The sequence below is a fragment of the Clavibacter sepedonicus genome, assembly GCF_000069225.1.
Classification (GTDB): Bacteria; Actinomycetota; Actinomycetes; order Actinomycetales; family Microbacteriaceae; genus Clavibacter; species Clavibacter sepedonicus.
In genome coordinates this window covers 3,233,831-3,258,645 of the sequence record NC_010407.1, presented here as the reverse complement: position 1 = coordinate 3,258,645, position 24,815 = coordinate 3,233,831, and the positions used below count along the sequence as shown (strand labels likewise).

Below are 24,815 nucleotides of genomic sequence, written 5' to 3'. Positions count from 1 at the left end.
GTTTCCCCATCTGCCGTCACCAGGCTCGGTCCGCGGCTGGTGCCGGGGCCGCCTCGCGGTGCGCGGACTGCTGTCGACGCTGGAAGGGCGTCGCGGTCATGCGTGCGGCGTCCGTCCTCGGAGGCTCCGAGGGTGCGCACCATCCGGGTACCGCGACCGCGGACAGCATAGTTACTCACAGGGTTATCCACCCTGTGTGCGAACGGGCCGTCAACACCGCGCGGGTGATCCCCGACGCGTCGCGGCCACGCCACACGGTAGCCACTGTCGGAGATCAGGACAAATCGACCCTATCGACGCCGGCATGTCGGTACCGGCCGATGTCCGATCCGTGTGGATAATCACGATCCGGTTCGCGGGTTTGACCGAAGGCCGCCCGGCCCGTAGATTTAGGCAGTTGACCCAGCCCTCGAGGCTGCCCCATCTTCCCAGCCGCACTCGTCGGCCCTGTGGACCAACCTGAGTGGAGACTCACCGTGAGCAAGCGCACCTTCCAGCCGAACAACCGCAAGAAGGCCAAGAAGCACGGCTTCCGCCTTCGCATGCGCACCCGCGCCGGCCGTGCCATCCTCGCCGCCCGCCGTGGCAAGGGACGCACCGAGCTCTCCGCGTAGCACGTGCTCGCTCGGCGGAACCGCGTGACGAGCGGTGCGGACTACCGCACCATCGTCAGGCGGGGGCGCCGGACGTCGACGGGGACCGCGGTCGTGTCTGCGCTCGCCGGTCCGTCAGACGCACCGACCCGATTCGGATTCATCGTCTCGAAGAAGGTCGGCAATGCCGTGACCCGGAACTTGGTCCGCAGGCGCCTCAAGGCGGTCACCGCAGGTCTCCTGCCGACACTCTGCCCGGGCGTCTCGATCGTGATCCGCGTACTGCCAGGTATGGAGCGGACAGCGTGGGATACCCTGCAGGAGGAGATCGCGTCAGCCGTGACGCGGGCCGTGAGGACGCTATGAAGAGGGTACTGACCTCTGTCGTCCTAGCGCCCCGGAACGCGGCGATCGCGGTCATCGGTCTCTACCGACGCATCGTCTCTCCTCTGTACGGGGATGTTTGCAGGTACTACCCGTCCTGTTCCGCGTACGGCCTCGAGGCCGTCCAGGAGCACGGGCTCATCCGCGGGGGCGGCCTCGCCGTGTGGCGCGTATGCCGGTGCCACCCCTGGGCGGAGGGCGGCATCGACGACGTCCCCGCCCGTCAGGTCCAGCAGTACCGGCGCACGAGGTACGGATTCGTCGTCGCACCCAGCCACGGAAAGGGCTAACGACCACCTCATGGACTTCCTCGGAACGATCCTGTGGCCGATCAAGTGGGTCATAGAACTCATCCTGGTCGGCTTCCACACGCTCTGGACCACCCTCGGGCTGGATCCCGACAACGGGGCGACGTGGGTGCTCTCCATCGTGGGCCTCGTCCTCGTGGTCCGCGCTGCGCTCATCCCGATCTTCGTCCGGCAGATCAAGAACCAGCGCCGCATGATGGAGGTCGTGCCGCAGCTGAAGAAGATCCAGGACAAGTACAAGGGCAAGCGCGACCAGTTCTCGCGCGAGGCCATGTCCCGCGAAACCATGGCGCTGTACAAGGACACCGGGACGAACCCCCTGAGCAGCTGCCTACCGCTGCTCCTGCAGATGCCGATCTTCTTCTCGCTGTACTCGGTCCTCCACCGTGCCGCGGTCGAAGAGCTCCCGGGCATCGGCCTGCTCAACGAGCAGCTCTCCCGGTCGTTCGGTGAGTCGTCGTTCCTCGGCGCTCCGCTGCAGTCCGCCATCTCCACGGCCAACGGCAACATCACGGTCATCGTGATCGCGACGACCATGGTCATCCTCATGAGCGCGTCGCAGTTCATCACGCAGCTGCAGATCATGGCGAAGAACATGTCCGAGGAGACCAAGGCCAGCCCGATGTTCAAGCAGCAGCGCATCCTGCTGTACATCCTCCCGCTGGTGTTCGCCGTGTCCGGCATCGCGTTCCCGCTCGGCGTCATGTTCTACTGGCTGGTCTCGAACTTCTGGACCATGGGCCAGCAGTTCCTCGTCATCCGCAACATGCCCACGCCGGGCAGCGAGGCCGCTCGTGCGCGTGAAGCGCGTCTCGCCCGCAAGGGCAAGCTCGTGGCCCCTGAGGTGTCGGCGGAGTCGTCGACCATCGTGGTCGAGGAGCGCAAGCCGGCTCAGCGTCAGCAGCCCGTGAGCAAGAACCGTGCCAAGAAGCAGGCAGGATCCAAGAGCCGATGACGGACGTGGCGAACGGCACGGATCACGACGGCACCGCCCCCACCGCGGACGAGGTCGAGACTGAGGTCACCACCTCGGGCGTCGACGAGGGGGACATCGCGGCCGACTACATCGAGGAGCTCCTCGACATCTGCGACCTCGACGGTGACATCGACATCGATCAGCGTGGAGGGCGTGCCTACGTGTCCGTGGATGCCGCGGACTCGGAGGATCTGCGCCTGCTGTCGAATCCAGAGACCGTCACGGCGCTCCAGGAGCTCACCCGGCTTGCCGTCCAGAACAAGACGGGTGTGTTCAGCCGGCTGATCCTCGATGTCGGCGGCTCGCGGGATGCGCGTCAGGTCGAGCTGGGGCAGCTCGTCGACCGTGCCATCGAGCGCATCTCGGCTGGGTCAGCGAGTGCGTCCCTGGCTCCCATGTCGTCGTATGAGCGGAAGCTCGTGCATGACATCGTGGCGGAGCGTGGATACACGTCCAAGTCCGAAGGTGAAGGACGCGACCGGCACACGGTGATCACGAAGGCGTGAGAACCGACGCGTGAGTCGGCGAGGCCCAGTCCGTTGGACTGGGCCTTCTGCGTGCCCGCGTGTCGAGTGTTCGGATCGCGTGCTAACACGAACGTGTTGGCACACGGGACCATGCGGCCGTTCACACATTTGAGTATGACTGCGATGTGCTCCGGCCAGTCAAGGCCGGTCTGCAGGCGTGGGCAAGTGGTTCTACAATTCCTGATCTCGTGTGCGGGGTGGACGAGTGCGAGCGCCTGACACCCGTGCAGAGGCCTGCAGCAGATGTTTCACGTGAAACACGCGATGCGGCGCATGGAGGTGAACGTGGTGTGGCGCTCACTCCACAAGAATTCATCGAAGTGTGACACGAGCAGTCGAGAGACATGTTTCACGTGGAACATCCCACGGGCCCTCTCCTCGACCGCCGCTACGGAGCGCGGCACCGCGCGCGTGATCGTGGCCCGCGACGATCGACGCTAAACTCGCACGGGCGGCAAACGCGGACGGCGCCGATAACTCAGGCTGTCAGGTGACTTCGACGCATGGGGCTGGGGAAGCCACCGATAAGAGGATGGATGTGCGATGCCGGAGCATACGAGCGTAGAGATGGAACCACCCATCGCAGCGTCACTGTTCGGTGTCCGCATGCCTGTCGCACGTGAATTCGCGTCGCAGCTCGGGAGCAGGGGAGAGGAACTCGGGCTCATCGGCCCGCTCGAGCCCCCACGGCTCTGGTCGCGCCACATCATCAACTCCGTGCTGGTCGCACCGCTTCTGAATCCTGGTGTGGTCGGAGACATCGGAACCGGGGCCGGCCTGCCCGGTCTGGTGCTGGCCATCGCGCGTCCCGACGTCGACTTCGTGCTCATCGAACCCATGGAACGTCGCGTAGCCTGGCTCGAAGAACAGGTCGCGCATCTCGGGTTGGACAACGTGCAGGTCCGACGCGCTCGCGCAGAGGATGTCGCGAACGAGATTAGCCTTGATCAAGTGACCGCCCGGGCAGTCAGCGCCTTTTCCAAGCTGATCCCGCTGACAGTGCCGCTTGTGAAGACCGGCGGAGAACTCGTGCTCATGAAGGGTGCGAACGCGGAGCGGGAAGTGGAGGCCGCGAGCAGGGCCATTCGCAAGCATCACCTGGAGGATGTCGAAGTCATCACGTTGGGAGCAGGACAGGTCGACGAGGTGACGCGAGTCATCCGGGCACGTGTCGCTTGATGCGTCGGCTCGGGCGGCCACGGAAAGAAGTGCTGATGGCATGTGTATTCACATTCCTTAGGCGACAGGACGGCGACAAATGTTCCACGTGAAACATGTCAGCCGTCCATTCGTTTTCATCGTCCCGATCGATCGACGGAGAGTCACCCATGGATGACGACCTCAGCCCCATAGCTCGTGAGCTCTCCGAGACGAGCCGACGACGGAAGGCTCTCGCCGGACTCGTCCTGCCACGCCCCACGCGCACGCGGGTCTTCACGATCGCCAATCAGAAGGGCGGCGTGGGCAAGACCACGTCCACGGTGAACCTCGCTGCCGCGCTGGCGAAATCGGGATCTCGGACGCTGGTCATCGACCTGGATCCGCAGGGAAACGCATCGACGGCATTGGGTGCCGACCGGTCCAGTGACCTGACGAGCGTCTACGACGTGCTCGTCAACTCCGCGCCGGTCGAGGATGCGGTGCAGAGCAGCCCGGAGTTCGACACGCTCTTCTGCGTCCCGGCCACGATCCACCTCGCTGGAGCCGAGATCGAGCTCGTCAACCTGCCGCAACGGGAACGACGCCTGCGACTGGCACTGGATGCGTTCCTGGCGTCAGACCGCGGTCAAGACTTCGACTACGTCCTGATCGACTGCCCGCCGTCGTTGGGGTTGCTCACGATCAACGCATTCAGCGCCGCCAAGGAGGTGCTGATCCCCATCCAATGCGAGTACTACGCCCTCGAGGGTCTGAGTCAGCTGCTGTCAAACATCGAGCTGATATCGCAGCACCTGAACCCCGAGCTGTCGATGTCGACCATCCTGCTGACCATGTACGACGGACGTACGAACCTCGCGCAGCAGGTCGCAGCGGAGGTGCGTGAGCACTTCCCACAGCAGACGTTGACGACACTCATCCCGAGGTCCGTCCGCATCAGCGAGGCGCCCAGCTACGGGCAGAGCGTGATCAGCTACGACCCCAACTCACCTGGCGCGCTCTCCTACCTGGAGGCCGCGGCCGAGATCGCACACCGAGGAGCCCAGAACTGATGGCAACCAAGAGAACCGGCCTGGGGCGTGGCATCGGCGCGCTCATCCCCACCTCCGACGAGCGCAGCCGGCCCGTCGACGTCTTCTTCCCCGACAGCATCGGCGCTGGCGCGCCGAGCGGCGTCCACCAGGGGGATGCGCAGGGCACGAGCGAACCCGAGCTCGTGGCCGTGCCGGGAGCGCGCCTCGCGAACCTCGATCCCGCGGACATCACCCCCAACGCGCAGCAGCCGCGTACCGACTTCCGCCAGGAGGAGCTCCAGGAGCTCATGGTCTCCATCCGGGAGTACGGGGTGCTCCAGCCCATCGTCGTCCGTCCGCTGGGGGCCGACGCTGATGGACGGGCGCGCTACGAGCTCGTGATGGGGGAGCGCCGGCTGCGTGCCACAAAGGAGCTCGGGTTGCACACCATCCCGGCTGTCATTAAGGACACCGCCGACGAGTCCATGCTCCGTGACGCGTTGCTCGAGAACCTGCACCGGTCGGAGCTGAACCCGCTCGAGGAGGCCAGCGCATACCAGCAGCTCCTGGCCGACTTCGCCATCACGCAGGACGAGCTCGCACAGCGTCTCGGGCGATCCAGGCCGCAGATCACCAACACGATCCGACTGCTGCGCCTTCCGGAGGACGTGCAGCACCGCGTCGCCGCCGGCGTCCTGTCCGCGGGTCATGCACGTGCGATCCTGTCCTCGGGCGATGAGGACGCGATGCGCCACCTCGCCGAGAAGATCGTCAACGAGGATCTCTCCGTCCGCGCCGCTGAGGCGGCGGCCCAGCGCGGCCAGAAGGCCACGAAGCCGCGGAAGAGCTCCACCTCGGCGCGCAACGCCCATCTGGACGAGACGGCGCAGCGTATCGGGGATCACCTGAACACGAGCGTACGAGTGACGATGTCGGCGCAGAAGGGCCAGATCGTGATCGACTTCGCGACCGTGGGGGACCTGACGCGCATCGCCCAGGAGATGGGCGTGCCGCACGCTGACGCCAGCTGACGCGTCCGGACACAGCCCGAGTGGGCGACTTCCGTCGCCACGCGCGGCGGAGTCAGCGGATGGTCGAGGCGTCCCGCGCGGCTTCGGCGAGCCGACGGTACAGATCGCCCACCTCGATGCCCGCGGCAGCGAGGCCCTGGGGGAGCAATGACGTCTCCGTGAGGCCGGGGATGACGTTGACCTCGAGGAACCACGGCTCGCCCGCGGCGTCGATGATGATGTCGACTCGCGACATCTGGCCGATGCCGAGCGCGCGGTGGATCCCGACGGCCGCGGTGGAGGCCGCGGCGGCCTCCTCGGGGGAGATGCGTGCCGGCGTGTAGAAGCGCGTGAGACCCGCGTTGTAGCGCGCCTCGTAGCCGTACACGCCGGAGGTGGGGACGATCTCCGTCGCAGGCAGGGCCTCGGGGCCGGCGCCGGTGTCGATGACGCCGATCGCGACCTCGGTGCCCTCGATGAGCTGCTCGATAAGGGCGACGTCGCCGTAGGTGTAGGCGTCCACCATCGCCCGGGGAAGGGCGTCCGCGTCCCGCACGATCGTGACGCCCTGCGCGGATCCGCCGCGGGCCGGCTTGACGGCGTACGGGGCGGGCACGGCCTCGGTCACGAGCCGGAGGACGGCTGCCGCTCCGAGCTCGCGGAACGTGTCCTTCGGCAGGGTCACGGATCGCGGCGTCCGGATCCCGACGGTCCCCGCGATCGCCTTGGCGGTCGGCTTGTCCCACGCGAGGCGGGCGGCGCGGGCGGAGGAGCCCACGTACGGGACGCCGGCGAGCTCGAGCAAGCCGAGGAGCGCGCCGTCCTCTCCGCTCGCGCCATGGAGGACCGGCCAGACGACGGCAGGGGGCGTCTCGCGCAGGAAGTCGAGGAGGGTGGCGTCGGGGTCACGAAGGGACGCCACGACACCCGCTCCTCGGAGGGCGTCCACCACGCGGCGCCCACTGCGGAGCGACACGTCGCGCTCATGGGAGATGCCGCCCGCGAGGACGAGGACGGAAAGGGGCTCGTGTGCGGTCATCTTGCTCGATCCGGTTGCGGTCGGTGTACGTGGACGCGGAGGGTCAGTCGAGGTCGGGCGGCGGGGTGACGACGGACGTCGTGGGACGTGAGGCGAGCGCGCCCGTGCCGGAGAACGTCGTGAGGAGATCCAGCTCGTCGTCGATCACGCCCGCCATGCGGCGGACGCCCTCGCGGATGCGCTCCGGCGTCGGGTAGCAGAACGACAGGCGGATGGCGTCTCGTCCGCGCCCGTCGGCGTAGAACGCGGTACCGGGCGTGTATGCCACGAGCGCCGTGACGGCGCGAGGGAGCATCTGCTTGGAGTCCAGCTGCTCGGGGAGCTTCAGCCAGACGTAGAAGCCGCCGTTGGGGACGGTCCAGGTGAGTCCCGGGAGGTGCTCCTGGAGCGCCGAGAGCGTGGCATCGCGCCGCTCGCGGTACACGCCGCGGAAGGTGTCTATCTGGCCCTTCCAGTCGGATGCGTGCAGGTACTCGGAGATGATCAGCTGGCTGAAGGAGCTGGGGGAGAGCACCGCCGACTCCTGCGCGAGGATGAGCTTCTCGCGGATGGCGTGCGGCGCGAGCGCCCAGCCGACCCGGAAGCCGGGCGCCAGCGTCTTCGAGAAGGACCCGAGGTAGATGACGCCCTCGTCGTCGAGGCTGCGCATGGCGTCCGGCGCGGGGCGATCGAACCAGAGGAGGCCGTAGGGGTTGTCCTCGAGGACGAGGATGTCGTTCGAGCGGCAGATCTCGAGGATCTCCGGGCGCCGAGCGGCGGACATCGTGACGCCGGCTGGGTTGTGGAAGTTGGGGACCGTGTAGAGGAACTTGATCGTGCGGCCCTCGCCACGGATCCGCGCGATCGCCTCGCGCAGCGCCTCGGGGACGAGGCCGTCGTCATCCATGACGACGTGCTCGACCACAGCCTGGTAGCTGCGGAAGACGCCGATGGCGCCGACGTAGCTGGGGGCCTCCGCGAGGATCACGTCGCCCGGGTCGATGAACAGCTTGGTGACGAGGTCGAGCGCCTGCTGCGAGCCCGTGGTGGTGACGATGTCGTCGACGCTGCCGCGGATGCCCTCGAGCGCCATGATCTCGAGGATGTCCTCGCGGAGCTCGGGCGTGCCCTGGCCGCCGCCGTACTGCAAGGCCACGGAGCCGCGCTCGCGCATGACCTTCTCCATCGCCGTGACGATGAGCTCCTGGGGGAGGGCGGAGACGAACGGCATGCCGCCGGCGAGGGAGACGACCTCGGGGCGCGAGGCCACGGCGAATAGGGCGCGCACCTCGGAGGCGCTGAGGCCAGAGGTCCTCTCCGCGTAATGGGGGAACCAGGGGTCGAGGTTGGTGCCCGCGGATTCGCGGGGGCTGCCTGCAGGTGTCACGTCACGTCTCTCACTGTCCGATTGCCGTCCAGCCTAACGGGCGACGGCCCGCGATCCCCATCGTCGTCCGTCCGCTGCCGAGGGTCGGCCGAACGACGGAGGGCCCGGCACCTCTCGGTGCCGGGCCCTCCGGTGATGCTCGTCGCCGGTCAGGCGCGAGCGGCTGCTACTTGAGGAAGTCCGCAAACTCCTGCTCGAGCGCGGGCTTCGGCTTCGCGCCGATGACGGTCTTGACGACCTCGCCCTTCTGGAACACCTTCATGGCCGGGATCGACGTGATCTTGTACTTCATGGCGATCTCGGGGTTGTCGTCCACGTCGATCTTGACGAGCTCGATGCCGGGGTTCTCGGCGGCGATCTGGTCGAGGACGGGGGAGACGGCCTTGCAGGGGCCGCACCAAGGCGCCCAGAAGTCGACGATGACGGTCTTCTCGGCGTCCAGGACGTCGGCCTGGAAGCTGGCGTCGGTGACGTCGCGGGAGTGGGACATGGTTTCTCCTTCGTGTGGTTCGCGTGGATCCGAGCGGATGCCGGATCGGGTCGTGATGAGGGGTGCGGCTACTGGTGGTCGGCGCCGACGAGCTCGCCGTCGGGATCCACCACGCTGCCGGCTGCCGGCGCGCCGTGGCCCGCGGGTCCGTCCGGTCCGTCGGAGGCCGCGTCGAGCAGCGTGTCGGGCAGGGACGCGAGGAAGTGCTCCGCGTCGAGCGCCGCGACGGTGCCCGAGGCGGCGGCGGTGATGGCCTGGCGGTACGTGGGGTCGATCACGTCGCCGGCGGCGAAGACGCCCGGCAGGTTCGTGCGCGACGAGCGGCCCTCGACGGCGATGGTGCCCTCGGAGGTGAGCTCGAGCTGCTGGTGGAAGAGGTGCGTGCGCGGGTCGTTGCCGATGGCGATGAAGAGGCCGTCGAGCGCGAGCCGACGCTGCTCGCCCGTGACGGTGTCCTCGAGCACGACGCCGTCGACCTTCTCGCCGCCCGTGATGTCGACCACCTGCGCGTTCCAGACGAACTCGATCTTCGGGTTCTCGAACGCGCGGTCCTGCATGATCTTCGAGGCGCGCAGGCTGTCCTTGCGGTGGATCACGTAGACCTTCTCCGCGAAGCGCGTGAGGAAGGCCGCCTCCTCCATCGCGCTGTCGCCGCCGCCTACGACGGCGATGGTCTTCTGGCGGAAGAAGAAGCCGTCGCACGTGGCGCACCAGGAGACGCCGTGGCCACTGAAGCGGTCCTCGGCAGGGAGGCCGAGCTTGCGGTACGCGGATCCGGTGGCGGCGATGACCGCCAGCGACTCGTGCACGTCGCCGTTGCCGAGGGTGACGCGCTTGACGTCGCCCTTCAGGTCGACGGACGTGACGTCGTCGAGGACGACCTCGGTGCCGAAGCGCTCGGCCTGCGCCTGCATCGCCATCATGAGATCCGGGCCCTGGATGCCGTCGGTGAAGCCGGGGTAGTTCTCGACCTCGGTGGTGTTCATGAGCTCGCCGCCGGCCTCGACCGAGCTCGCGATGAGGAGGGGCGTGAGGTTGGCGCGCGCGGCGTAGATGGCGGCCGTGTATCCCGCGGGACCCGAACCGATGATGATGATCTGACGCACGACGGCTTCTCCTCCACTGCTCGGCGGGGCGCCTTCCCGGTGCCCGCTCACCTCTGCAACAGACCCACGGTAGCGGCTATTCCTGCGGCTCCACCGGGCGGGAGCGCGGGAGCGGACACGGGTGCCAGCGCGTCCGGCGGTAGGCCAGGCGGGCGCTCAGCGGCGGCGGATGCGGCGCATGACGGGGCCCGCGAGCTGCTGCAGCTCGGACGAGCGCATCGCGGCGAGGGCGGCGAGGTAGACGGCCGTCATGACGGCGGCCAGGGGGATCCCGACGAGGAGCGCCTGGCCCTTCGACGCGACGCCGACGCCGTCGAACGCGCCGCCCGAGACGAGGGACAGCAGCGCGATGCCGACGAGTGCGGTCGGCACGGCGGCGACGACGAAGCGGACGGCGCTGCGGAGGATCCGACGCCCGTCGATGCGGCCGATGCGCCGGCGGAGCAGCCCGGCGGCCAGCACGGCCTGGCCGGTGACCGTGACGGTCTGCAGCACGGCGAGCCCCACGCCGATCCGCTCGACCGGCTGCTGCGCGATGACGAGCGCGCCGGCGATGAACAGCACGACCTGCGCGCACTGGATGAGGAACGGCGTGCGCGTGTCCGAGAGCGCGTAGAAGGCGCGCTGCAGCACGAACAGGGTGCTGAATGCCGGCAGGCCGAGGATGAACGCGATGAGCACGATGCCGTAGCCGCGGACCTCGCCGATGTCGCCGGAGACCATCACACGCGCCACGGGCCCGGCCAGCACCGCGATGAGTGCGGTGGACAGGACGGTCATGAGGGCGACGAGCCGCACCGCGGAGGACAGGTCCGCGCGCATGCTGTCGTGGTCGCCCTCGCCCTCGCCCTCGCCCTCGCCCTCGCCCGCGTGCGTGCTCATGCGCGTGAAGTAGGCGGTGGCGATGGAGACGGCGAAGATCGAGTGCGGCAGCATGAAGAACAGCCACGCGTTGAGGAGGATCGTGCTCGAGGGGCTGTCCGACGTGGCGGCGATGTTGGCCACGTTCGACTGCGCGATGCCCGCGAGCTGCGTGACGACGAGCATGCCGAAGGTCCAGCCGGCGAGACGCCCGGCGGTGCCGAGGCCGACGCCCCGCCACGCGAAGTCGAAGCGGAACCGCAGGCCTACGCGGCGCCAGAAGACGAAGAGGATGAGCGCCTGGGCCACGACGCCGAGGGTCGCGGATCCGGCCAGCACCACGATCTTGTCGAGGCTCCAGTCGTCGACCGGGCGGCTGCCGGAGCCGAACATGGCCTGGAAGACGAGGAGGCCGGCGATGGCGACCACGTTGTTGAGGACCGGCGCCCAGGTGAACGGGCCGAAGGATCCCCGCGCGTTCAGCACCTCGCCGAGGACGGCGTAGAGCCCGTAGAAGAGGATCTGCGGCAGGCACCAGTACGCGAACGCGACGACGAGCGCGAAGACGTCCGGCGGCAGCGTCGCGGCGTAGAGGCGCGAGACCACCGGGGCGCCGACGGTCGCGAGGATCGTGACGCCGCCGAGCACGACGATCGCGATGGTGACGAGCTTGTTGATGTAGCCGGCGCCGCCGTCGGCGTGCTTCGCGGCGCGCACGACCTGGGGCACGAGGACCGCGTTGAGGACGCCGCCCGCGATGATCACGTAGATGTTGTTCGGCAGCTGGTTCGCGTTGGAGAACGCGTTGGAGCTGCCGAGGGTCGCGCCGATGGTCTGCAGCAGCACGATGGCCTTGACGAAGCCCAGGATGCGCGAGACGAACGTGCCCGACGCGAGTAGCGCGGACGCGCGGCCGATGCCGCCGCGGGGAGCGGGGGACGCGGTCACGAGGCGTCTCCGGCCCGGGATCTCGTCGCGGGCGCGGGGTCAGTCATCGATCTCCTCGGGCAGGCCGGCGAGCTGCCGGGCGCGGGCGCGACGGCGCTTGCGGATGCTGCGGAACAGGCCGAAGCCGAACAGGAGGGCGACGGCGGCGACGAACAGCGTCGTGACGACGGCCTCGAAGCCGGCGCGGATGAAGAGCTCGACGGGCGCGCTCTCGCCGATCTGGACGCTGCCGTCCTCGGTGGTGAGCCGGGCGGTGACCACGACGTCGCCGTTCGAGATGGCGGTGATGGGCGGGCGCGCCGACGCGCTGCCGTGTGCGGGGACGGTGACGAGCGCGGAGTCGTCGACGCGGATCCGGCCGCTGCCCGCGATGATCGACAGCCGCACCGTGACGGGCTGGTCGAGCTCGTTGCTGACGTTGATGAGGAGACTCGTCGTGTCGCTGATGACGGTGTTCTGGCGGGTGGTGATGGCGACGGAGCCGAGCAGCGCGTCCGCCTGGGCGGTGTAACCATCCTGGACGGTCACGAGCCCATCCGGGTCATCGCGCCAGCGGTTGGCGAGCGTCGCGAGCAGGAGCATGCGCTGCTGGCCGGTGATGAGCTCGGGCCGTTCGACCGACTTGGCGAACGCGTCCACCTGCGCCTCGAGTGACATCGCGTCGGCGACCCGCTGGACGCGCGTGGGATCCTCCGGGTGGTCGACGACCTGGAGGGGGACGGGCGCGGTGGCGAACGCCGCGCCCAGCTGGGCGGCGTCGGCGAAGGGGAGCCCCTGGATCGCGTCGAGCAGCGGCCCCAGGCGACCGCCGGAAGCCGCCCAGCCCCGCTCGAGGGCCGCGACCACGACGTGGCCGTCCGCGGCGCGCGCGTCGGCAGCGAGGGTCGCGGAGAGCTGGGCCAGCGTGATCCCGAACGCCTCGTCCGTCTCCGCGGAGAGCGCCTGGTCGACGAGAGCGGAGACGCGGGAGTCCGTCACGAGCACGGTGGTGTCGCCGATCTCGCCGGTGGCGCCGACCGACGCGGTGCCGGTGGACTGCACGTCACCGCTCGCGAGGATCGCGGTCGTGGTGCCGCTGGCGGCGAGCACCCCGAGGTCGCCCGAGGTGACGGTACCCGCGGCAGGCCACGAGACGCCGGAGATCGTGTAGTCCCAGGCGGTCAGGTCGGCGAGGCTCGGCACGGGGGCGAGCGCCGGCGCCGTGGGCGTGGGGCTGGGCTCGGGGCTGGAGGAGGGGGCGGGCGTCTCGGCGGGAGCGGCGGTCTCCGCTCCCGCGACGGTGGGTCCGTCGCCCGCGCCGCTCGCAGCCGGCGACTCCGTGGCCGTGGGAGCCGCGCTCGGGGTCGGCGTGGGGGTCGAGCCGGGCGCCGCGAACCGGTTCGCGCGCACGGCGTAGGTGGTGTCCGTGGGCGCGAGCAGGGTCGCGGCACCGGCCTGCGCCTGCACGGCGACGTCGGCGTCCGCCCAGGCCAGCGCGAAGGTCTCGTTCGGCATCTCGCGGAGGCGCTGCAGCCACTCGACGGCGGATGCGGGGGCATCGGCGCCGAGGATCCGGATGGACGCGATGATCCGCGGGTCGATGCCCACCGCGACGGGCCGGCCGTGCACCGCGTCGAGCTGGCGCGTGAGCGTGCCGCCCGGTGCCGTGTAGGTCGCGAGGGCCTCGGCGTCGACGAAGTCCGAGGCGCTCGGCGGCACGGTGAGCGGCATGACGGCCGCGACGGGCGTGGGCGCCGGATCCGCGCCCGGGCTCCAGACGACCGCTCCGCGCCCGGTCGCGACGTCCGCGCCGCCGACCTCGAGCTCCGCCGTGAGCCCGCGCGGACCGAACCCGCCCCGGCTGCCCTGCAGCGCGACGGTTGCCGACGGCACCGAGATGGCCACGTCGACCGTGCCACCCGCGGGCACCTCCGGGGTGTCCGTGCGGCCGACGCGCGGGCCGGTGCGCGTGTTCTGGTCGGTGGACGCGGTGTCGAGCCAGCCGTCGACCTTCGCGCGGGTGTCGAGGACGGTGCGGTTGAGGTCGAGGTCGATGCGCCCCGCAGGCACGGCGGCGTCCGTCGCGTTGACCACGGAGACGGTGACGGCGAGGTCCTCGCCGGGGGTCAGGATCCCCTCGGCCGCGGGAGCCACGGTCAGGGTCACGCCCTCGGTAGCCGCGTGCGCCAGGGTCGACGGACCCGCGACCGTCCCGGCGGCGAGCGTCCCGGCGGCGACCGTGACGCACACGAGGGTGGAGATCGTGCGCCTGGCGGATCGCCGGATCAGCCGGAGGGCCCTGTCCGTGCGGGTGCGGCCGACGTCGTGTCGAGGCGCGGCGTGCATCTGGCGATTCTAAATGGCTGGCCCCGCGCGGCCTGTGTGCGCTCGCCGTGGACGCCGATGCCCGTCGCCGCCCCGCCGTAGACTGTCCGACCATGCACAGCGTCGCACAGGCCCTCGAGCGTCTCCGCGAGCTGGCCGCATCGCCCCCGGTCGCCGTGCTCGCTCGTGCCTTCCACGAGGCGGGCCATGAGCTCGCCCTGGTCGGCGGCCCGGTGCGCGACGCGTTCCTCGGCCGCGCCGCGACCGACCTCGACCTCACGACGGATGCGCGCCCCGACCGCATCCTCGAGATCGTCAAGCCCGTCGCCGACGCCCACTGGGACATCGGCCGCGCGTTCGGCACGATCGGCGCGCGCGTGAAGGGGGAGCAGGTCGAGATCACGACCTACCGCACCGACCAGTACGACGGCGTCTCCCGGAAGCCCGAGGTCGAGTTCGGCTCCTCCCTCGAGGAGGACCTCGTGCGCCGGGACTTCACGGTCAACGCGCTCGCCGTGCGCCTGCCGCAGGTGGTGCTCGTTGACCCGTCCGGCGGCATCGACGATCTCCTCGCCCAGGTGCTCCGCACACCCGTGGCCCCCGAGGTCTCGTTCGGCGACGACCCGCTCCGCATGATGCGCGCCGTCCGCTTCGCCTCGCAGCTCGGCTTCCGGCTCGACGACGCCGCGCTCGCGGCCATCCACGACATGGCCCCGCGGATCCTCGACATCTCCGTCGAGCGCGTGAGCGACGAGCTCTCGAAGCTGCTGCGCACGCCCGAGCCGCGCGCCGGGCTCGACCTCCTCGTGGAGGGCGGCCTGGCCGACCACGTGCTGCCCGAGCTCCCCGCAATGAAGCTGGAGGCCGACGAGCACCACCGGCACAAGGACGTCTACCAGCACTCGCTCCAGGTGCTCGACCAGGCCATCGACCACGAGCGCTCCCGCCACCCGGGCGATGCGCCTGACCTCGTCCTCCGCCTCGCCGCGCTCCTGCACGACATCGGCAAGCCGTCCACGCGCCGCCTCGAGCCCGGCGGGGTCGTCACCTTCCACCACCACGACGTGGTCGGATCCAAGATGGCGAAGCGCCGCCTCCGCGCCCTCCGCTTCGACAACGACACGATCGCGTCGGTGGCCCGCCTCATCGAGCTGCACCTCCGCTTCTTCGGCTACACCGAGGGCGGGTGGACCGACTCGGCCGTCCGCCGGTACGTGCGCGACGCCGGTCCCGAGCTCGAGCGCCTGCACATGCTCACGCGCGCCGACGTGACCACGCAGAACCGCCGCAAGGCCGACCGGCTCGGCTTCGCGTACGACGACCTCGAGGCCCGCATCGCCGAGCTTGCGGAGCAGGAGGAGATGGCCGCCGTGCGTCCGGACCTCGACGGCGAGGCGATCATGCGGATCCTCGACGTGCCGCCGGGGCCGGTCGTCGGCCGCGCCTACCGCTTCCTGCTCGAGCTGCGGCTCGACGAGGGCCCGCTCCCCGAGGACGAGGCCGAGCGACGCCTCGTCGCCTGGTGGGCCGCCGAGCAGGGCTGATCCGCATGGCCGCGACCGCCGGCCTGGTGCGGCTCCTCCCCATCCGGTAGTCTTACGAGGTTGTCCGCCCGGCAACGGGATTCCCCTGCCCCGCGCGGACAGATGCACATACCCTCCTGTCGCAGATCGTCTGCGACCGTTCAAGTCCGAAGGAGGTGGGTTAGTGACGCATCAGTACGAACTCATGGTGATCCTGGATCCCGAGATCGATGAGCGCACCGTCGCTCCCAGTCTCGACAAGTTCCTCAACGTCATCCGCACCAGCGGTGGCACCGTCGACAACGTCGACGTCTGGGGCCGTCGTCGACTGGCGTACGAGATCAACAAGAAGAACGAGGGCATCTACGCCGTCGTCCAGCTCACCGCCACGAGCGAGGCCACGCAGGAGCTCGACCGCCAGCTGGGTCTGTCCGAGGCCGTCATGCGCACCAAGGTGCTGCGTGCCGAGGAGGCCATGGCCATGGTCGCCTCCGCTCGCAAGCTCGCCGACGAGAAGGCCGCCCGCAAGGCAGCCGCCACGTCCAAGGCCGCAGACGCCGCGCCGCAGGCGCCCGCCACGGATGCCGCTCCGGCGACGCCCGGCAAGCCGGCGGCGCAGGCCGCTTCCAGCGAGAAGACCGGGGAGTAGTCGATGGCCGACGAAACCATCATCACGGTCGTGGGCAACCTCACCAGTGATCCGGAGCTGCGGTACACGCAGAACGGGCTGGCGGTAGCCAACTTCACCATCGCCTCCACGCCGAGGTCCTTCGATCGCGCGAGCAACGACTGGAAGGACGGCAACGCCCTCTTCCTCCGTGCGAGCGTGTGGCGCGAGTTCGCCGAGCACGTGGCGTCCTCGCTCACCAAGGGGTCGCGTGTCGTCGCGACCGGCCGCCTCAAGCAGCGGTCGTACGAGACGAAGGAGGGCGAGAAGCGCACCTCCATCGAGCTCGAGGTCGACGAGATCGGCCCCTCGCTCCGCTACGCGACCGCACAGGTCACGCGCGCGGCCGGCGGCGGCGGCAACGGCGGCGGAGGCAACTCCGGCGGCGGTGGCCGTGGCCAGTTCGGCGGCGGACAGCCCCAGCAGCAGCAGGTGGCCGAGGAGCCGTGGGGCACCCCCGCGAGCTCAGGCGGCAACTCCGGCGGCGGCGACGGCGGCTGGTCCAACCCCGGCAACTTCAACGACGAGACGCCCTTCTAGGGCTCGTCGCACTACGTACGAAAGACAGGAAGAATCATGGCTGGAAAGAGCAGCGGCGACCGCCGCAAGCTTCTCCGCGGAGCCAAGGTCGGCAAGAACGCCGCCCCGGCGAAGTCCATCCGCGTCGGCGTCATCGACTACAAGGATGTCGCCACCCTCCGCAAGTTCATCTCCGAGCGGGGAAAGATCCGCGCTCGTCGCATCACCGGTGTCTCGGTGCAGGAGCAGCGCCTCATCGCGCGCGCAGTCAAGAACGCGCGTGAGATGGCACTTCTCCCCTACGCCGGCTCCGGCCGTTAAGGGGTAATGGAATGTCCAAAGTAATCCTGACGACCGAGGTCTCCGGCCTCGGTTCCCCCGGAGACGTCGTCGAGGTCAAGAACGGGTTCTCCCGCAACTACCTCGTGCCCCAGGGCTTCGCGGTCATCTGGAGCCGCGGCGGCGAGAAGCAGATCGAGCAGATCAAGGCAGCGCGTGCCGCTCGCGAGCACGCGACCATCGAGGAGGCGCAGGACCTCAAGAGCCGCCTCGAGGCCAAGATCGTCAAGCTGACCGTCAAGGCCGGCCAGGGCGGACGCCTCTTCGGCTCCGTCAAGACGTCCGACATCGCCAAGGCGGTCGAGGAGTCCGGCATCGGCCAGGTCGACAAGCGCAAGATCGAGATCCCCAACCCCATCAAGGGCACGGGCAACCACGAGGCCACGATCCGGCTCCGTGACGACATCGTCGCCACGATCAGCCTGCAGGTCGTCGCCGCGAAGTAACGCAGCACGAGATCGATGGCGGTGGGCTCCTGGAGCCCGCCGCCATCGGCGGTTAACCAGCCGGTCAGAGGGCCCTGGATCCCCAGCCCCATCCACAGGCGAGCCCCTAGCAGACGAACTCTCAAGCCCTGGTGCAGACTAGTTTTCCCACACCGGTGGGGGAGAACTCCGGGCCTGGTCAGATGGGCATTCTGGCCAGAAAAAAGTCAGTAGTGCACAGGTCTGTCCCCAGGTAGTCCACACGATCTCCGGCGTTTCGCCCACTTTGTCCACAGTCTCGTCCACAGGGGCATTTGGTCCTGGCGTGACCGGATCCATATCGTGGGGCAGCGCCCGTCGAACGGATCGCGGAGGGACCCGTCAGCGGTCCGGCCGACGTCGTCCGAGCGGTGTCGGTGGTCCGAGCTAGAACGGTCGTGCGGGCGCATCCGCCCAGCCGACCGAGGGGAGCCGCACGTGTCCATCGCCCATCTGGGTCTCGCCGGCGAACGGGACGAGCGCGACAAGCGCGCGGGTCACGAGCGCACGCCGCCGCACGACCTCCTCGCCGAGCAGAGCGCCATCGGCGGCATGCTGCTCAGCAAGGACGCGGTCGCCGACGCGGTCGAGCAGGTGCGGGCGATCGACTTCTACATCCCCAAGCACGAGATCATCTTCGACGCCATCCTGTCGCTGTACTCGCACGGCGAGCCGACGGACGTCATCGCCGTCACGGACGAGCTCACGAAGCTCGGCGAGCTGAGCCGGGCGGGCGGGGCCGACTACCTCCACACGCTCACGAGCGTCGTGCCCACGGCCGCCAACGCCGGCTTCTACGCCTCCATCGTCGCCGAGAAGGCGGTGCTGCGCCGCCTCGTCGAGGCGGGCACCCGCATCGTGCAGATGGGCTATGCCAGCGAGGGCGAGGTCGTCGACCTCGTGAACAACGCGCAGGCCGAGATCTACGGCGTCACGGGCGGCGTGGAGGCCGAGGACTACGTGCCGCTCACGGACGCGGTCACGGTCGCCATCGACGAGATCGAGGCGGCCAAGGGCAAGGACGGCCAGATGACGGGCGTGCCGACGGGCTTCGCCGACCTCGACGCGCTCACCAACGGCCTGCACCCCGGCCAGCTCATCATCGTCGCCGCGCGCCCCGCGCTCGGCAAGTCCACGCTCGCGCTCGACTTCGCGCGGGCGGCGAGCATCAAGTACGACATGCCCTCCATCTTCTTCAGCCTCGAGATGGGGCGCAGCGAGATCGCGATGCGCCTGCTCTCCGCGGAGGCCTCCGTGCCGCTGCAGAGCATGCGCAAGGGCACCGTGGACGCGCGCGACTGGACGACCATCGCCCAGACCCGCGGCCGCATCAACGACGCGCCGCTGTACATCGACGACAGCCCCAACATGACGCTCGTCGAGATCCGGGCGAAGTGCCGACGGCTCAAGCAGAAGGTCGGGCTGAAGCTCGTCGTCATCGACTACCTGCAGCTCATGACGAGCGGCAAGAAGGTCGAGTCGCGGCAGCAGGAGGTCTCGGAGTTCTCGCGCGCGCTCAAGCTCATGGCGAAGGAGCTGCAGGTTCCCGTCATCGCGCTGTCGCAGCTGAACCGAGGTCCCGAGCAGCGGGCCGACAAGATGCCGGCCATCTCCGACCTCCGCGAGTCCGGGTCGCTCGAGCAGGACGCCGACATGGTCATCCTGTTGCACCGCGAGAGCGCCTACGAGAAGGACAACCCGCGCGCGGGCGAGGCCGACTTCATCGTCGCCAAGCATCGCAACGGGCCGACGGGCACCATCACGGTCGGGTTCCACGGGCACTTCTCGCGCTTCGCGGACATGCCGGCGGGCGGGTAGCGGCACTCGGGCGGTTTCAGTGAGGCGGGCCGCGAGGCTGCCCGACCGGGAGTCGACGGCCCGGGGTGAGCGGCAGACCGCGGTTGAGGCTGCGGGCGTGCCGTGGCCGGATCCCGTCAGGGCGCGAAGTAGAGGTGGGCGTGGGCCGCGCAGCCGGGGTTGAATTCGGCGCCGCAGTTCGGGCAGGAGTCCGCCGCGAGGTACTCGGGCACGCTCATGGTGGCTCGGCACACGCCGCAGAGGGCGGCCGGCAGGTGGTGCTCGGTGCGGGGGATCACCGCGAGCGGGTGATCCGCGACGGCCGCGTGGCAGAGGTGGCACGGGTACCACGCGTCGCAGCACGGGGCGCGGAGGGCGACCACGTCGAGCGGGGAGCCGTAGTGGATGCAGCGGGTCTCGGCGTCGATCGCCGGGCCTCGGACGGCGATGGTCTCGCCGCACGCGGGGGCATCCGCGGCAGATGCAGGGACTGCGTCGATGGCCGGATCGCTGACGGGAGCGGTGTCGGCGGCAGCGGTGTGACCCGCCAGGGAGGTCACGGCCGCATCCCGCCGATCACCGGGCGTGGAGTCATGACCGGCTGAGGGGGTCACGCCCGCATCCCGTGCGTCACGAGCCGCGGAGCCGTGACCGGCCGAGGGGTCACGCCCCCGCTCCCGTCATCACGCGTCCGGCAGGGCCGTCGCGGCGTCGACGAGGGTGAGCTCCGGGCTGTCTCGCTGGATCGCCTTGAGACGCCACGGCGTGGTGATGAGGGCGATGTGCGTGCCGTCGGACCGGACCAGTACCTCGACGCCGATGGTCTTCGCGAGGGCCGGCGCGGAGGCGGCGTCGGTGATGCGGGCGACCTGGTACTCGAGCGGCTCCATGCGCAGCGGCGCGCGGAACTCGTTCGTCATGCGCTCCACGACGACCTCGAACTGCATGGGGCCGACGGCGCCGAGGACGGGCGCCTGGTCGCCGCGGAGGTCGGAGCGCATCACCTGGATGACGCCCTCGTGGTCCAGCTGCTCGATGCCCTTGCGGAACTGCTTGTGCGTGCTCGTGTCCTTGGACCGGACCACGCGGAAGAGCTCGGGCGCGAACTGCGGCAGGCGCGGGAAGGTGACGGGCGCGCCGTCGAAGAGCGTGTCGCCCACGCGGATGTTGGACGCGTTGACGAGGCCGACGACGTCACCGGGGTACGCGTCGTCGACGGTGGAGCGCTCGCGGCCGAACAGCTGCTGCGCGTACTTCGTGACGAAGGGGCGGCCGGTCTGGGCGTGCGTGACCGTCATGCCGCGGTGGAAGACGCCCGAGCAGATCCGCATGAAGGCGAGGCGGTCGCGGTGCGCGGTGTTCATGCCCGACTGGACCTTGAAGACGAAGCCGGAGAAGTCCTCCTCGACGGGACGCGTGCGGTCCTGCTCGTCGGGCCGCGGCTGCGCCGCCGGGGCGATGGCGTCGAGCGCGTCGAGGATGTGGGTCACGCCGAAGTTGAGGACGGCGGCCGCGAAGAGCACCGGCGTGGTGCGGCGGGCGAGGAACGACTCCTCGTCGTGGTCCTGGCCCTCCTCGTGCAGGAGCTCGCTCTCCTCGACGGCGTTGGTCCACGCGGATCCGGCCTCGGCGAGGGCCTCATCGGGCGACATGCGGGTCTCGGGGGCGATGCTCGCGCCGCCGGCCGTGCGGGTGAAGTGCACGCACTCGCCGGTGGAGCGGTCGACCACGCCGAAGAACGCGCCGGACTCGCCGACGGGCCAGGTGAGCGGCGTGGGGAGGAGGCCCGTGCGCTCCTTGATCTCGTCCATGAGGTCGAGCGGCTCGCGACCCGGTCGGTCCCACTTGTTGATGACCGTGATGATCGGGATGCGGCGCTGGCGGCACACCTCGAAGAGCTTCATGGTCTGGGTCTCGAGGCCGCGGGAGGCGTCGACGAGCATGATCGCGGCGTCCACCGCGGAGAGCACGCGGTAGGTGTCCTCGGAGAAGTCGGCGTGACCGGGGGTGTCGACGACGTTCATGACGGTGTCGCGGTGGGTGAACTGGATCGCGGCGGAGCTCACCGAGATGCCGCGCTCCTTCTCCATGTCCATCCAGTCGGAGACCGTGGACTTGCGGCCCTGCTTGCCGTGCACCGCGCCCGCGGATCCGATGGCGTGCGCGTGCAGGAGCAGCGCCTCGGTGAGCGTGGACTTGCCCGCGTCGGGGTGGGAGATGACGGCGAAGGTGCGACGGCGGGACGCCTCGCGCAGCACGGGGGAGGCGGAGGCCGAGGCGGGCGCGCGGGGAGGGGTGATGGTCGACACCTCCCCATGGTACGAGGCGGTGTCGGGCGGGGGATCCGCGGGGTCGGGCCGGCGGGTGGGCGCGGCCCGCTGTCAGCGCCTCAGGTGAGCGAGCCCGGTCAGCGGGCTCGGAGGCGGTCGAGGAACTCGTCGGCCATGGCGAGGTGCTCGGCGAGGCGGCGGCGGCGCTCCTCGGCGTCGGCGACGAAGGCGGCGAGATCCGCGCGCAAGGACGCGGTGTCGTCGTCCGGGCCGGCGGCGTCGAGGGCGTCCGAGACCTCGAGCAGGCGCATCATCTCCTCGAGCGAGAAGCCGAGCGGCTTCATCCGGCGGATGAGGAGGAGGCGCTCCAGGTCGTCGTCGGTGTAGAGGCGGAAGCCGCCCTCGGAGCGGCCGGACGGGCGCAGGAGGCCGGTCTCGTCGTAGTGGCGGAGCGTGCGGTGCGACAGGCCGGTGCGCTCGGCGAGCTCGCCGATCTGCATGGTCGCGGTGCCGGCAGGGCGCGTCATGCGGGCCTCCAGACGGGCTCTCCCGGGGCAGGAGAGGAGTGGGCGGGACGCGGCCGGGCGACCGCATCCGCCCATTCTCCCGGATCGGGGGCGCGGATCTCCTGCCCCCGTCCGGGCGGTGCGCGGTCGCGGCGGACGTCGGGCTCGGGAGGGGGCGCGGGCGCGCTCGTAGGATCGGGCCCATGAGGATCGCGTTCGTCTCGCTGCACACGTCGCCGATCCAGACCCCGAGCACCGGCGACGCAGGCGGGCTGAACGTCTACCTGCTGGAGCTCGCGCGGAGCCTCGGACGGCAGGGGCACGAGGTGCGGCTGATCACGCGCGCCACGGATCCGGCCGATCCGGCGGTGCTGCCCGTCGCGCCGGGCGTCGAGCTGCTGTCGCTGCGGGCGGGGCCGGTCGGGCCGCTTGCGAAGGAGGAGCTGCCCGGGATCACGGACGCGTTCGCCGACGCCCTCGCCGCGCTGCCGCCGGCCGACGTCGTGCACGCGCACTACTGGCTGTCGGCCGTGGCGGCCCTGCCGGTCGCGCGCGCGTGGGGCGTGCCGCACGTGCTGACCCTCCACTCGGTGTCCGCGGGCAAGAACCGCCGGCTCGTGGCGGGGGACACCCCGGAGCCCGCGTCCCGGCTCGCGGACGAGGGGCGGCTCGTGCGCGCGTCCGACCTCGTGGTCGCGTCCGCGGCGTCGGAGAAGCGGCTGCTCGTGGAGGCGTACGACGCGGATCCCGCCGCCGTGCACGTCGTGGCGCCGGGCGTGGAGGAGGCGTTCCTGCGGGAGCCGTCGGGCCGCGACGGCGGCGGGCGGGTGCGGATCGTGCTGCTCGGGCGGATCCAGCCGCTGAAGGGGCAGGACGTCGCGCTGCGGGCCATGGCCCTGCTGGATCCGGCGACCCGGCCCCTGCTCGTGATCGCCGGCGGCATCTCGCCCGGCCGGGACGCGTACGCGGCGAGCCTGCACGCGCTCGTGCGCTCGCTCGGCCTCGAGGACGACGTCGTCTTCGTGGGTGCGCTCGATCGGGAGGCGACCGCCCGCGTCCTCGCCGGCGCGCACCTCGCGCTCATGCCGTCGGCGGCGGAGACCTACGGGCTCGTGGCGCTCGAGGCCGCGGCGTGCGGCACGCCCGTCGTCGCGTCGCGGACGGAGGGGCTCGTCGACTCGGTACGGGACGGCGTGAGCGGCGTGTTCGTGCCGACGCGGGATCCCGCCGACTGGGCCCGCGCGATCCGCGACCTGCTCGCCGACCGTCCCGCCCTCGCGCGGCTCTCGGCCTCAGCGCGGGCGCACGCGGCCCGGCGCACGTGGGACGTCGCGGCGGCGGACGTGGCGGAGGAGTACCGCGCGCTGCGGGAGCGGCTTCAGGAGCCCTCCCGCGAGCGGTCGCGGGGGCGGGGCGCTGCGGGTGCCGCGGGGCGCGCGGACCCGGCGGCCGTCGCCCGGGACTGAGACCTTCGGGCGTCAGCCGCGCCACGCCCGTCCGCGCGCCACGTCCTCGGCGGCGTGCTCGAGCCAGGTCACGGCGTCCGCGCGCGCGGAGTCCGCGGATCCGGCGAGGTCGGTGAGGGAGACCGCGGCCGCGAACCCGACCGTGGGAGCGGCGACGGAGCCGGCCACGAGGATCGCCGCGGTGCCGTGCGCCCGGGCGACGTCGAGCACGTGGGAGGCGACCTTGCCCGTCCGCGACTGCGCGTCGAAGCGGCCCTCGCCGGTGATCACGACGTCGGCGTCCGCGAGGAGACCGGCCAGGCCGATCGCGTCGGCCACGCCCGCGGATCCGGATCCCACGACCGCGCCCCACGCGACGAGGCCCGCCGCGGTGCCGCCCGCCGCGCCCGTGCCCGGGGTGGCCGGATCCACGCCGAGGAGCGCGGCGAGGTGCGCGAGTCCGGCGTCGAGCGCGCGGACGTCCGCCGGCGTCGCGCCCTTCTGCGGACCGTAGACGGCGGCCGCGCCCTCGGGACCGGTGAGGGGAGCGCGGACGTCGCCGAGGATCCGGGCGCCGCCGGTCGGCAGCGCCCGGATCCGCGTGAGGTCGAGCGACGCGATGCCCGCGAGCGCGAAACCGCCGTCGCCCGCCGGGGAGCCGTCGGCGCGGCTCGCCCGTGCGCCCAGCTCGCGGAGCGCGCCCACGCCGCCGTCGGTCGAGGAGCTGCCGCCGAGCGCGAGCAGCAGGCGGGGGACTCCGGCGTCGAGGGCCGCGCGGACCGCCTGGCCGAAGCCGCGGGTGTGCGCGGTGAGCGGGCGGAGCGGATCCAGCAGCGTGATCCCGCTCGTCGACGCGACCTCGACCACACCCGCGCCGTCGGGCAGCAGGAGCCAGTGCGCGTCGACCGGCCGGTCGTCGGGTCCGATGACGCGGACGGGTACGCGGCGCGCTCCCGGGACGGCCGCCGCGAGCACGTCGAGCGTGCCCTGCCCGCCGTCGGCCATGGGCGCGATCACCACGTCGTCGCCGGGCCGCGCGCGGAGCCAGCCGCGGCGGAGGGCACGGGCGGCCTCGACGGCGGTGGCGGATCCGGTGAGCGAGTCGGGCGACAGGACGACGCGCAGCGGGCGGGGAGCGGCGGTGCTCATGCGGCCAGTCTGCCGGTCCGCGGCGGGCGGGAGCGTGTCGGCTCGGCTCGTCC

The 24,815-nt window shown here is 70.7% G+C and carries 24 protein-coding genes and 1 pseudogene; 15 read left to right on the top strand and 10 right to left on the bottom strand.

Annotated features, from left to right (window positions below):
• The first annotated feature begins 476 nt into the window (after positions 1-476).
• From rpmH to CMS_RS15295, 8 genes are all read left to right on the top strand, one after another.
• A complete protein-coding gene (rpmH, locus tag CMS_RS15330; protein ID WP_012039665.1) occupies positions 477-614 on the top strand; it encodes a 50S ribosomal protein L34 in 138 nt (45 codons plus the stop codon).
• Positions 615-617: 3 nt separating this feature from the next.
• Positions 618-959, top strand: coding sequence for a ribonuclease P protein component (rnpA, locus tag CMS_RS15325; RefSeq protein WP_041464781.1), 342 nt, complete (start codon positions 618-620; stop codon positions 957-959).
• The gene (yidD, locus tag CMS_RS15320; RefSeq protein WP_012300317.1) at positions 956-1,267 is read left to right on the top strand and encodes a membrane protein insertion efficiency factor YidD; all 312 of its coding nucleotides are present in this window, start codon (positions 956-958) and stop codon (positions 1,265-1,267) included. The genes rnpA and yidD overlap by 4 nt, the downstream gene beginning before the upstream one ends.
• A 10-nt stretch (positions 1,268-1,277) precedes the next feature.
• The gene (yidC, locus tag CMS_RS15315; protein ID WP_012300316.1) at positions 1,278-2,240 is read left to right on the top strand and encodes a membrane protein insertase YidC; all 963 of its coding nucleotides are present in this window, start codon (positions 1,278-1,280) and stop codon (positions 2,238-2,240) included.
• Positions 2,237-2,767 (top strand): Jag family protein, encoded by a 531-nt coding sequence (locus tag CMS_RS15310; protein WP_012300315.1) that lies wholly within the window; start codon positions 2,237-2,239, stop codon positions 2,765-2,767. The genes yidC and CMS_RS15310 overlap by 4 nt, the downstream gene beginning before the upstream one ends.
• Before the next feature lie 564 nt (positions 2,768-3,331).
• Positions 3,332-3,967, top strand: coding sequence for a 16S rRNA (guanine(527)-N(7))-methyltransferase RsmG (rsmG, locus tag CMS_RS15305; RefSeq protein WP_012300313.1), 636 nt, complete (start codon positions 3,332-3,334; stop codon positions 3,965-3,967).
• A 149-nt stretch (positions 3,968-4,116) separates the two neighbouring features.
• Positions 4,117-4,998, top strand: a complete 882-nt coding sequence (locus CMS_RS15300; protein WP_012300312.1) for a ParA family protein — start codon at positions 4,117-4,119, stop codon at positions 4,996-4,998.
• Complete coding sequence (locus CMS_RS15295; protein WP_012300311.1) at positions 4,998-5,990, top strand: ParB/RepB/Spo0J family partition protein; 993 nt, start codon at positions 4,998-5,000, stop codon at positions 5,988-5,990. Before CMS_RS15300 ends, CMS_RS15295 begins: the two co-directional genes overlap by 1 nt.
• 52 nt (positions 5,991-6,042) lie before the next feature.
• Here CMS_RS15295 and CMS_RS15290 read toward each other — a convergent pair whose 3' ends face one another.
• From CMS_RS15290 to CMS_RS15265, 6 genes are all read right to left on the bottom strand, one after another.
• A complete protein-coding gene (locus tag CMS_RS15290; protein WP_012300310.1) occupies positions 6,043-7,008 on the bottom strand; it encodes a D-alanine--D-alanine ligase family protein in 966 nt (321 codons plus the stop codon).
• 43 nt (positions 7,009-7,051) lie between these two features.
• Positions 7,052-8,374, bottom strand: coding sequence for an aminotransferase-like domain-containing protein (locus CMS_RS15285; protein ID WP_012300309.1), 1,323 nt, complete (start codon positions 8,372-8,374; stop codon positions 7,052-7,054).
• A gap of 166 nt (positions 8,375-8,540) precedes the next feature.
• Positions 8,541-8,864 carry a thioredoxin gene (trxA, locus tag CMS_RS15280; protein WP_012039655.1) on the bottom strand — a complete coding sequence of 108 codons (324 nt, stop codon included), beginning with the start codon at positions 8,862-8,864 and terminating at the stop codon, positions 8,541-8,543.
• A gap of 68 nt (positions 8,865-8,932) precedes the next feature.
• Positions 8,933-9,970, bottom strand: a complete 1,038-nt coding sequence (gene trxB / locus CMS_RS15275; RefSeq protein WP_012300308.1) for a thioredoxin-disulfide reductase — start codon at positions 9,968-9,970, stop codon at positions 8,933-8,935.
• 156 nt (positions 9,971-10,126) lie between these two features.
• A complete protein-coding gene (gene murJ / locus CMS_RS15270; protein WP_012300307.1) occupies positions 10,127-11,779 on the bottom strand; it encodes a murein biosynthesis integral membrane protein MurJ in 1,653 nt (550 codons plus the stop codon).
• 39 nt (positions 11,780-11,818) lie between these two features.
• Entirely contained in the window at positions 11,819-14,104 is a 2,286-nt protein-coding gene (locus CMS_RS15265; RefSeq protein ID WP_012300306.1) for a DUF6049 family protein, read from the bottom strand.
• A gap of 92 nt (positions 14,105-14,196) precedes the next feature.
• Here CMS_RS15265 and CMS_RS15260 point away from each other — a divergent pair, with 92 nt between their 5' ends.
• The 6 genes and pseudogenes from CMS_RS15260 to dnaB all read left to right on the top strand — a co-directional run bounded on the left by CMS_RS15260 (position 14,197) and on the right by dnaB (position 19,413).
• Entirely contained in the window at positions 14,197-15,627 is a 1,431-nt protein-coding gene (locus CMS_RS15260; protein WP_041464780.1) for a CCA tRNA nucleotidyltransferase, read from the top strand.
• 184 nt (positions 15,628-15,811) lie between these two features.
• Positions 15,812-16,156: pseudogene (gene rpsF / locus CMS_RS15255) on the top strand (30S ribosomal protein S6); the annotation flags it as partial.
• Between the two features lie 102 nt (positions 16,157-16,258).
• Positions 16,259-16,813, top strand: coding sequence for a single-stranded DNA-binding protein (locus tag CMS_RS15250; protein WP_012300304.1), 555 nt, complete (start codon positions 16,259-16,261; stop codon positions 16,811-16,813).
• Between the two features lie 36 nt (positions 16,814-16,849).
• Positions 16,850-17,113 (top strand): 30S ribosomal protein S18, encoded by a 264-nt coding sequence (gene rpsR / locus CMS_RS15245; protein WP_012300303.1) that lies wholly within the window; start codon positions 16,850-16,852, stop codon positions 17,111-17,113.
• A gap of 11 nt (positions 17,114-17,124) precedes the next feature.
• Entirely contained in the window at positions 17,125-17,577 is a 453-nt protein-coding gene (gene rplI / locus CMS_RS15240; RefSeq protein ID WP_012300302.1) for a 50S ribosomal protein L9, read from the top strand.
• 456 nt (positions 17,578-18,033) lie between these two features.
• Entirely contained in the window at positions 18,034-19,413 is a 1,380-nt protein-coding gene (dnaB, locus tag CMS_RS15235; RefSeq protein WP_012039646.1) for a replicative DNA helicase, read from the top strand.
• Positions 19,414-19,529: 116 nt separating this feature from the next.
• On the opposite strand, the gene CMS_RS15230 is transcribed toward dnaB, so the two are convergent.
• The 3 genes from CMS_RS15230 to CMS_RS15220 form a co-directional block, all read right to left on the bottom strand.
• The gene (locus CMS_RS15230) at positions 19,530-19,952 is read right to left on the bottom strand and encodes a CHY zinc finger protein (protein ID WP_012300301.1); all 423 of its coding nucleotides are present in this window, start codon (positions 19,950-19,952) and stop codon (positions 19,530-19,532) included.
• Between the two features lie 123 nt (positions 19,953-20,075).
• On the bottom strand, positions 20,076-21,701 hold the full coding sequence (locus tag CMS_RS15225) for a peptide chain release factor 3 (protein WP_012300300.1): 1,626 nt from the start codon (positions 21,699-21,701) through the stop codon (positions 20,076-20,078).
• Between the two features lie 98 nt (positions 21,702-21,799).
• A complete protein-coding gene (locus CMS_RS15220; RefSeq protein ID WP_012300299.1) occupies positions 21,800-22,189 on the bottom strand; it encodes a MerR family transcriptional regulator in 390 nt (129 codons plus the stop codon).
• A gap of 182 nt (positions 22,190-22,371) precedes the next feature.
• Between CMS_RS15220 and CMS_RS15215 the strand changes: the two genes are divergently transcribed.
• On the top strand, positions 22,372-23,634 hold the full coding sequence (locus tag CMS_RS15215) for a glycosyltransferase (protein WP_012300298.1): 1,263 nt from the start codon (positions 22,372-22,374) through the stop codon (positions 23,632-23,634).
• A gap of 12 nt (positions 23,635-23,646) precedes the next feature.
• Here CMS_RS15215 and CMS_RS15210 read toward each other — a convergent pair whose 3' ends face one another.
• Complete coding sequence (locus tag CMS_RS15210) at positions 23,647-24,762, bottom strand: glycerate kinase (protein WP_041464779.1); 1,116 nt, start codon at positions 24,760-24,762, stop codon at positions 23,647-23,649.
• Positions 24,763-24,815 lie beyond the last annotated feature (53 nt).